Origin of the sequence: Stenotrophomonas sp. FR024 (assembly GCF_047500745.2) — a bacterium.
Classification (GTDB): domain Bacteria; phylum Pseudomonadota; class Gammaproteobacteria; order Xanthomonadales; family Xanthomonadaceae; genus Stenotrophomonas; species Stenotrophomonas maltophilia_A.
Window position 1 is genome coordinate 24,377 of record NZ_JAXAXM020000018.1, and the last position, 8,645, is coordinate 33,021.

The 8,645-nt window shown below is 67.5% G+C and carries 12 protein-coding genes; 7 read left to right on the top strand and 5 right to left on the bottom strand.

All coding sequences use genetic code 11. The features are described 5' to 3' along the window. Window positions 1–22 precede the first annotated feature (22 nt). Genes ACMZ91_RS17500 through ACMZ91_RS17530 form a run of 7 tightly spaced genes read left to right on the top strand, consistent with a single transcriptional unit; the run spans window position 23 to window position 4,823 of the window. The gene (locus tag ACMZ91_RS17500) at window positions 23–643 is read left to right on the top strand and encodes a LemA family protein (protein ID WP_049460899.1); all 621 of its coding nucleotides are present in this window, start codon (window positions 23–25) and stop codon (window positions 641–643) included. Window positions 644–646: 3 nt separating this feature from the next. Beyond that, window positions 647–1,534, top strand: coding sequence for a TPM domain-containing protein (locus tag ACMZ91_RS17505; RefSeq protein WP_049460901.1), 888 nt, complete (start codon window positions 647–649; stop codon window positions 1,532–1,534). Continuing rightward, window positions 1,534–2,028, top strand: coding sequence for a TPM domain-containing protein (locus ACMZ91_RS17510; protein ID WP_049460903.1), 495 nt, complete (start codon window positions 1,534–1,536; stop codon window positions 2,026–2,028). Before ACMZ91_RS17505 ends, ACMZ91_RS17510 begins: the two co-directional genes overlap by 1 nt. 51 nt (window positions 2,029–2,079) lie before the next feature. Next, window positions 2,080–2,967 carry a prolipoprotein diacylglyceryl transferase gene (lgt, locus tag ACMZ91_RS17515; RefSeq protein ID WP_049422854.1) on the top strand — a complete coding sequence of 296 codons (888 nt, stop codon included), beginning with the start codon at window positions 2,080–2,082 and terminating at the stop codon, window positions 2,965–2,967. Then, a complete protein-coding gene (locus tag ACMZ91_RS17520; RefSeq protein ID WP_049460905.1) occupies window positions 2,964–3,758 on the top strand; it encodes a thymidylate synthase in 795 nt (264 codons plus the stop codon). The genes lgt and ACMZ91_RS17520 overlap by 4 nt, the downstream gene beginning before the upstream one ends. Continuing rightward, window positions 3,755–4,318 carry a hypothetical protein gene (locus ACMZ91_RS17525; protein WP_223224670.1) on the top strand — a complete coding sequence of 188 codons (564 nt, stop codon included), beginning with the start codon at window positions 3,755–3,757 and terminating at the stop codon, window positions 4,316–4,318. The genes ACMZ91_RS17520 and ACMZ91_RS17525 overlap by 4 nt, the downstream gene beginning before the upstream one ends. Before the next feature lie 13 nt (window positions 4,319–4,331). After that, a complete protein-coding gene (locus ACMZ91_RS17530; protein WP_049460906.1) occupies window positions 4,332–4,823 on the top strand; it encodes a dihydrofolate reductase in 492 nt (163 codons plus the stop codon). Window positions 4,824–4,912: 89 nt separating this feature from the next. Here the strand turns inward: ACMZ91_RS17530 and ACMZ91_RS17535 are convergent, their stop codons facing one another. The 5 genes from ACMZ91_RS17535 to pdxA all read right to left on the bottom strand — a co-directional run. Further along, complete coding sequence (locus ACMZ91_RS17535; RefSeq protein ID WP_032129902.1) at window positions 4,913–5,560, bottom strand: DUF1287 domain-containing protein; 648 nt, start codon at window positions 5,558–5,560, stop codon at window positions 4,913–4,915. Next, window positions 5,557–6,576, bottom strand: a complete 1,020-nt coding sequence (locus ACMZ91_RS17540; RefSeq protein WP_049460908.1) for a symmetrical bis(5'-nucleosyl)-tetraphosphatase — start codon at window positions 6,574–6,576, stop codon at window positions 5,557–5,559. The genes ACMZ91_RS17535 and ACMZ91_RS17540 overlap by 4 nt, the downstream gene beginning before the upstream one ends. Before the next feature lie 15 nt (window positions 6,577–6,591). After that, complete coding sequence (apaG, locus tag ACMZ91_RS17545; protein WP_005412297.1) at window positions 6,592–6,975, bottom strand: Co2+/Mg2+ efflux facilitator ApaG/CorD; 384 nt, start codon at window positions 6,973–6,975, stop codon at window positions 6,592–6,594. Window positions 6,976–6,988: 13 nt separating this feature from the next. Beyond that, window positions 6,989–7,792: a 16S rRNA (adenine(1518)-N(6)/adenine(1519)-N(6))-dimethyltransferase RsmA gene (rsmA, locus tag ACMZ91_RS17550; RefSeq protein ID WP_049460910.1), complete on the bottom strand. Its 804-nt coding sequence runs from the start codon at window positions 7,790–7,792 to the stop codon at window positions 6,989–6,991. Further along, the coding region (gene pdxA, locus ACMZ91_RS17555) for a 4-hydroxythreonine-4-phosphate dehydrogenase PdxA (RefSeq protein ID WP_495497670.1) at window positions 7,789–8,645 on the bottom strand (857 nt) is incomplete at its 5' end. The genes rsmA and pdxA, both read right to left, overlap by 4 nt.

Here is an 8,645-nt window from a genome sequence, read left to right on the forward strand (position 1 = left end):
AAGCCCACCCGGAACCTCCGCCATGCGCCTGTTCACCCGTGTCCTGCCCCTGATGCTGTTGGCCTCCCTGCTCTCCGGCTGCGGCTACAACGCCATCCAGCAGAAGGATGAAGCGGTCAAGGCCAGCTGGTCGGAGGTCATCAACCAGTACAAGCGCCGCGCCGACCTGGTGCCCAACCTGGTGCAGACCGTGAAGGGCTTCGCCAGCCAGGAAGAGCGCGTGCTGACCGAAGTCACCAACGCCCGTTCGCGCGTCGGCCAGATCAACGTCAACGCCGACGACGAAGCCTCGCTCAAGCAGTTCCAGCAGGCCCAGGGCGAACTTGGCAGCGCGCTGTCGCGGCTGCTGGTGGTCACCGAGAACTATCCGGAACTGAAGTCCAACCAGAACTTCCGCGACCTGCAGGCGCAGCTGGAAGGTACCGAGAACCGGGTCACCGTCGCCCGCGGCCGCTACATCCAGCAGGTGCAGGACTACAACACCTACATCCGCTCGTTCCCGCAGGTGATCACCGCCAAGATCTTCGGTTACAAGACCAAGCCGAACTTCACGGTGGACAACGAAGCGCAGATCTCCAACGCGCCGGCGGTCGATTTCGGCAACGCGCCGCAGCAGCAGCCGGCACCGCAGCCGGGTCACTGACCCATGCGCCTGGCCACTGCGCTGCTGGCCCTGCTGCTGTGGCTGCCGCTGGCGTCGCAGGCGCAGCAGCTGGCGCCGATTCCGGCGCTGGATTCGCCGGTGGTCGATACCACCGGCACGCTGGACACCACGCAGAAACAGGCACTGGTGCAGCAGGCGGCTGACCTGCAGCAGCGCAAGGGCAGCCAGCTGCAGGTGCTGGTGGTGCCCAGCACCCAGCCGGAGGACATCGCGCAGTACACCACGCGGGTCTTCGACCAGTGGCAGATCGGCCGCAAGGGCGTGGATGACGGGGTGCTGCTGGTGGTGGCCAAGGACGACCGGCGCGTGCGCATCGAGCCGGGCTACGGTCTGGAAGGCGCCATTCCCGATGCCATCGCCAACCGGGTCATCCAGGAATACCTGGTGCCGCGCTTCCGCAGCGGCGACTACGCCGGTGGCATCACCGACGCCACGGCGGTGCTGGTCAAGCTGATCGACGGCGAAACGCTGCCGGCACCGGTCAGCGGCCATCGCGGGCGTGAGCCCAGCAGTGGTGGCGATACCTGGTTCCTAGCGCTGTTCATCGGTGTGTTCGCCGGCAGCATCCTGCGCGGCGTGTTCTCGCGCGTGCCGCGCCCGCTGCGCGGCCTGCTCGGCGGTGCCGGTGCGGCGCTGGCGGCGTTCCTGTTCACGTCCACGCTGCTGGCCAGTGGCCTGGCAGGCGTCGTAGGGCTGATCGTGGCCATGCTCTCCGGCCATCCGGGCCGCTTTGCCGGTGGCGGCGGCTGGGGCGGTGGCAGCTGGGGCGGCGGAGGCGGCTTCGGTGGGGGCGGTGGATTTGGTGGTGGTGGCGGCTGGGGTGGCGGTGGTGGCCGCTCCGGTGGTGGCGGTGCTTCGGGGGGCTGGTGATGATCCAACGTCTATGTCGGCACGTGTTTTCGCCGTCGGTACGGCGCGCGTTCCCGCCCGCCACATTGCAGGCGATCACCGAGGCCATCGCGGCCGGTGAGCAGCGCCACGGTGGGCAGGTGATGTTCGCGGTGGAAGCGGACCTGCCGCTGGGGGCGCTGTGGCACAGGGTGACCCCGCGCCAGGCCGCCGAGCATGCCTTTGCCCGCCTGCGCACCTGGGATACCACCCACAACAACGGTGTACTGATCTACCTGCTGCTGGCTGACCACGCCATCGAGATCGTCGCCGACCGGGGTCTGCAGGGCCGGGTCAGTCCGGCGCAGTGGCAGCGGGTCTGCACCCACCTGCGCGAGGGCCTGCGTGGTTCCCATCCGGTGGAAGCGCTGCAGGATGCCATCGACGAGGTCTCCAGCCTGATCGAAGGGCACTTTCCGGCCTCGACGCGGTCGAACGATGACGCGTTGCCGAACTCGCCCCAGTTCCTTGGTTGAGCCGGGGCGGCACTGGCCCGAGAATAGGCGTTCAACCGCAAGGCACCTTCCATGATCTATTTCCACGACATCGACCCCATCGCCCTCTCGCTGGGGCCGATCAAGGTGCACTGGTACGGCATCATGTACCTGCTCGGCTTCACTGCGGCCTGGCTGCTGGGCCGCAAGCGCATCGCTGACGGGCGCCTGCCGGGTGTCGATGCCAACGGCTTCTCCGACCTGCTGTTCTACGCCATGCTCGGCGTGGTGCTGGGCGGGCGCATCGGCTACATGCTGTTCTACGCGCTGGGCGATTTCCTGCACAACCCGCTGCTGCTGTTCAAGGTGTGGGATGGCGGCATGAGTTTCCACGGCGGCCTGCTGGGCGTGATTGCCGCCTGCTGGTGGTGGTCGCGCAAGCACAAGCTGCACTTCTTCGACACCATGGACTTCATGGCGCCGCTGGTGCCGCTGGGCCTGGGCTTCGGCCGTATCGGCAATTTCATCGGTGCCGAGCTGTGGGGCAAGTACACCGACGGTAGCTGGGGCGTGGTGTTCCCGTCCGGCTTGCCGGCCCCGCTGAACCAGCTGGACCATGCGACGCTGCAGGCGCAGTTCGCCACCGGCGCGCTGAATCAGTTCGCACGCCATCCCTCCCAGCTATATGAAGCGTTGCTGGAAGGGCTGGTGATGTTCGTGGTGCTGTGGACGGTGTCGGCCAAGCCGCGTCATCGCTACCTGGTCGGTGGCCTGTTCGCGCTGATGTACGGCCTGTTCCGCTTCGCGGTGGAGTTTGTGCGCATGCCCGACAACGGCGTCTACGTGGCCTTCGACTGGCTGACCCGTGGCCAGATCCTCAGCCTGCCGCTGATCGCCTTCGGCCTGGTGCTGCTGGTGATGTCGCGCCGCGCGCCGGTACTGCAGCCGCAGCCGCTGGTAGCTGCCGAGGGCAAGGCATGAAGGCTTACCTGGACCTGCTCTCGCACGTGCTCGAACACGGCGCCGAGAAGAGCGATCGCACCGGCACCGGCACCCGCAGCGTGTTCGGCTGGCAGATGCGCTTCGACCTCAACGAAGGCTTCCCGCTGGTCACCACCAAGAAACTGCACCTGCGCTCGATCATCCACGAGCTGCTGTGGTTCCTGAAGGGCGACACCAACATCGGCTACCTGAAGGACAACCAGGTGCGGATCTGGGACGAGTGGGCCGACGAGAACGGCGACCTCGGCCCGGTCTACGGCAAGCAGTGGCGTAGCTGGGCTACCGCCGATGGCGGTGAGATCGACCAGATGCAATGGCTGGTGGACGAGATCAAGCGCAACCCCGACTCGCGCCGGCTGGTGGTCAGCGCCTGGAACGTGGGCGAGCTCTCGCAGATGGCGCTGATGCCGTGCCACAACCTGTTCCAGTTCTACGTGGTGGACGGCAAGCTCAGCTGCCAGCTGTACCAGCGCAGCGGCGACATCTTCCTCGGCGTGCCGTTCAACATTGCCAGCTACGCGTTGCTGACCCACATGGTGGCGCAGGCCACCGGCCTGGGCGTGGGTGACTTCGTGCACACGTTGGGCGATGCGCACCTGTATTCGAACCACTTCGAGCAGGCGCGCGAGCAGCTGTCGCGTGAACCGCGCGCGCTGCCGACGCTGTGGTTGAACCCGGAGGTGACCGACCTGTTCGGCTTCCAGTTCGACGACATCCGCATCGACGGCTACGATCCGCACCCGGTCATCAAGGCGCCGGTGGCGGTATGAGTACCCGCCTGATTTCCAGCGGCCTGCTGGCGCTGTGCGGCATGCTGCCGCTGGCCATGGTGCAGGCCGGACCGGCCGATGCGCTGTCGTTGGCCAGGCAGGTCAACGAGCAGATCGTGCACAAGCACATGCGCGAGGAAGTGCAGGCGTTCGCCGGGGCATTCAACGGCAGCACGATGATGCCCCAGGATGTTCCGGAAGGGTGCCGGGCGCAGATGCATGAGGCGGTAACCGGGATGTACACGGCGATGACCGAGCATCTGAAGGCCGGTATCGAGGATCCGGTCTATCAGCGCACGCTCGAGCAGCAGCTGGCCAACGTCTATTCCAGCGACCAGTTGAAGGCATTTCTGGCACGTCGTGCCAGCACCGACACCGCTGCGCTGTCGGCAGACATCCTGTCAGGACCGGGCCTGAAGGATATCGAAAAGGCGCAGAAGCAGAAGATCCTCGGTGGCCTGGATGAGCGGTCCACGTCCAACCCTGCGCTGGCTGCGGCGTTGCAGGCTGCCAGTGCCGCGAACGCTGCCTGCGAACGCCTGCAGATCGACGCCAGCTGAGGAGGTGGCAGCAATGAAGCTCTCGATGATTGTGGCACTGGACCGCAACCGTGGCATCGGCCAGGGCAATGCCATGCCCTGGCACCTGCCGGATGATTTCAAGCACTTCAAGGCGCTCACCCTGGGCAAGCCGATCCTGATGGGGCGCAAGACGGCCGAGTCGATCGGCCGCGTGCTGCCGGGGCGGACCAACCTAGTGCTGACCCGCAGCGGCCAGGTGCCGTTCGAGGGCATGCGCGCGGTGGCGTCGCTGGACGAGGCGAAGGCGATTGCCGAAGGCGAGGGCGCCAGCGAGCTATGCATCATCGGCGGCGGCGAGATCTTCCACCAGCTGCTGGACCAGGTCAGTGACCTGTACCTGACCTGGGTGGATGCCGAAGTCCCCGCCGATACCCATTTCCCCGAAGTGGACGTGCAGGACTGGCGGGAAGTGAGCAGCGAGCCGCATCCGGCCGACGAACGTCACGCGTACGCGTTCCGCTTCGTGCACTACGTGCGCCGTTGACCGCCGCCCATCTGTAGAGCCGAGCCATGCTCGGCTGCTGTTGCCGGACACATCCCGTAGCCGAGCATGGCTCGGCTCTACAGGATTGCCTACGGCATCCGGTAATGCCCGATGATGGCGTGCCGGAACAGCAGGTTCTCTTCGCGGGTGCCGCGCGCGATGTTGTGCAGCACCAGCGGCGTGCCATCGGCCAGCTGCCGGTCGGAGACGATGCCCACGTGCAGCAGGCCGTTGCCGTTGAGCTTCCAGGCAACGATGTCACCGGCCGCATAGTCGGTGGCGAGGGCGGTGATCGGTTGCTGCCAGCCCTGCCGTTCGAACCAGCGCATCAGGTTCGGTACACGACGATGATCGATGTTGCGGTCCGGCCGTGACAGGCCCCAGATCGCCGGATAGGCACTGAAGTTGCCGCGCATGTCTTCATGCACGCGTGCCTGCAGGTCCAGGCCCTGGCTGCGCAGGGCGCGCACCACCACATCGGTGCACACGCCGCGATCCAGTGGCACGTCGCCGCCGGGATAGGCCAGCACTTGATAGGCAGGGTCGTAGCGGGTGGTGACGCCGATCTGCGCGCGCGCCGCAGCCACCAGTGGCGGCGAAGGCGCCTGTGGTGGCGTCGGTGTGCGTTCAGCGCTGTCCGCAGCCGTGGGAGCAGTCGGCGAGCCGGGCTGGCAGCCGCTGGCCAGGGCCAGCGTCAGCAGCAGCACCGTCCATGGTGCCCAGCCGTGCCGCGTCATGCCTGCGGCGGGGTGCTGTTGTTGTTGGGACCGCCGGAGCCACCACCACCACCACGGCGACGACGACGGCGCGGGCCGCGGTTGCCCGGGTTGGCGGCCGGAGCATTGCCGCCGCCCTGTTCCTTGCCCTGCGCCGGTGCAGCCGGGCGCTCGCGCGCCGGGCGCGCTGGCGGGCGGGCGTTGGGCACGGGTGCCGGTACATCGCGGCCTGGCACCTGCACCACGCGCAGTTCATCGGTATCGAGCTGGATCGCGGTCAGCTTGCCGCCCCAGACCGCGCCGGTGTCGATGGCGTGCACGCCCTGGGTGATGGTCAGGCCCAGCGCCGACCAGTGGCCGCAGACCACCTTGAGGTCACGCTCGACCCGGCCCGGCACTTCGAACCAGGGATACAGCCCCTGTTCCTGGGTGCCCGGCGTGCCCTTGTCCTCGATGCCGATGCGCCCGCGCGGGGTGCAGTAGCGCATGCGGGTGAGCACGTTGATGATCGCGCGCGAGCGGTCGTAGCCGGACAGGTTCGGTGCCCAGCTCGGCTTGTCGCCGTACATGTTGCGGAACAGCTTGCGGTAGCCGGCGCCGTGCAGCTGCACCTCGACTTCGGCCGCATGCTTCTCGGCCATCTGCGTGGTCCACTTCGGCGCCAGGCCGGCGTGCACCATCATCCAGCCCAGCTCGCGGTCCACGTGCACCAGCTTCTGCAGGCGCAGCCAGTCCAGCAGTTCGTCGCGGTCCTCGGCCTGCACGATGCGCAGCAGGTCCGGGTTGACCTTGCGCTGTTCCTCTTCGGTGCGCGCACCGACGGCCAGCAGCGAAAGGTCATGGTTGCCCAGCACCACCACGCTGTGCTCGCGCAGCGAATGCACCAGCCGCAGCGTTTCCAGTGACTGGCCACCGCGGTTGACCAGGTCGCCGCAGAACCACAGGGTGTCCTGCGCCGGGTCGAAACGGATCTTCTCCAGCAGTCGCTGGGTGACGTCATAGCAGCCCTGCAGGTCGCCGATCGCCCACACACTCATCGTTCGGCCTCCGTGTCAGTGCAGGGTACGCGGGATGGCCAGCACGAAAGGTGCGACCGGCGCGGCAAATTCGGTGCCGTCGTCGGCGACCATGTCGTAGTGGCCCTGCATGGTCCCGTGATCGGTCCCCAGCATGACACCGGACGTGTAATGGAAGTCTTCACCGGGACGCAGGCGCGGCTGCTCGCCGATCACCCCGTCACCATCGACGTGCTCGACGCGGCCGTTGGCATCGGTGATGCGCCAGTGGCGTGCGACCAGGCGCGCGGCAACACGCCCCTGGTTGTGGATGCGGATCGTGTAGGCGAACGCATAGCGCCCGTCTTCCGGCGCGGATTGATCGTCGAGGAAGCGCGGTGCGACTTCGACGGAGATGGCATAAACGTCAGCGTCTTCCATACCGGCAGTGTAATCAGGAGGCATTGGCCAAAGCGATGAATTCGGCCACGTCCAGCTGTTCGGCGCGGGCATCGGGACGCACGCCGGCGGCAACGAACTGTTCGGCGGACACCACGTTGTTCAGGGCGTTGCGCAGGGTCTTGCGGCGCTGCCCGAAGGCGGCCTTGACCACCTCGGCGAAACGCTTGTGGTCGTGGATGTTGATCGTGGCCGGGTCACGCGGCACCAGCCGCACCACGGCCGAATCGACCTTCGGCGGCGGCCGGAACGCGCCCGGCGGCACCACGAACAGCGAGGTCACCTGGCAGTAGGCCTGCAGCATCACGCTGAGCCGGCCGTACACCTTGCTGCCGGGGCCGGCGGCCATGCGGTCGACCACTTCCTTCTGCAGCATGAAGTGCATGTCGCGGATCACCGCCGCATGTTCCAGTGCATGGAACAGGATCGGCGAGGAGATGTTGTAGGGCAGGTTGCCGACCAGGCGGATCGACTGGCCGGCAGCCAGCTCGGTGAAGTCCACGCGCAGCACGTCGCGGTGGACGATGGTCAGCTCGCCCAGCGGCTCGGCGGCGGCGGTCAGTGGCGCGATCAGGTCGCGGTCGAACTCGATCACCGTCAGTTTCGGATGCACGCGCAGCAGCGGCAGGGTGATCGCGCCCTGGCCCGGGCCGATCTCGACCAGGCGGTCACCGTCTTTCGGGTTGACCGCCATCACGATCTTGTCGATGTAGTGGCGGTCGGCCAGGAAATGCTGGCCAAGCTGCTTCTTGGCCGGGGCGGTGAACACCGGGCCGGAGGGGGAATGCGGGGAATTCATGCGCTCAGTGTACGTTGCCGCGCAAGCTGCGCACACAACGTCGTTGCCGCCTGCAGGCTGGAAGGATCGGCAATGCCGAGGCCGGCAAGGTCCAGCGCGGTGCCATGGTCCACCGCCACGCGCGGGTAGGGCAGGCCCAGGGTCAGGTTCACCGCCTGCTCGAAGCCCGAATACTTCAGCACCGGCAGGCCCTGGTCGTGGTACATCGCCAGCACGCTGTCGAAGCCTGCCAGCTTGGCCGGCAGGAAGGCGGTATCGGCCGGCAGCGGCCCGATCAGGTCCATGCCCTCCGCGCGCAGGCGCTGCAGCAGCGGGATGACCAGGTCCAGTTCCTCGCGGCCCAGATGACCGTCTTCACCGGCATGCGGGTTCAGGCCGAGCACGGCGATGCGTGGCGCGGGCAGGCCGAATTCGCGGCGCAGCGCAGCGTGCACGGTGCGCAGGGTGTGTTCCAGGCCGGGCGCGGTGATCGCGTCGGCCACCTCGCGCAGTGGCAGGTGGGTGGTGGCCAGGGCCACGCGCACGATGTGGTTGGCCAGCATCATCACCACCTTCACCCCGGCCTGGTCGGCCAGCAGTTCGGTGGTGCCGCTGTAGGCGATGCCGCCTTCGTTGATGACCGCCTTGTGCACCGGGCCGGTGACTACGCCGTGCAGTTCGCCGGACAGGCACGCCTGGCCGGCACCGAGCAGGGCGCCGATGACGGCGCCGGCGTTGGCCGGATTGGCCTGGCCGAAGTGGCTGGGCACGGTATTGGCTACCACGCGCACACGCAGATCGCCGGGGACGCGTGCTTCGGCGTCCTCGGGCAACAGCTGCAGGGGCAGGTTCAGCGCGGCCGCGGCCCCGCGCC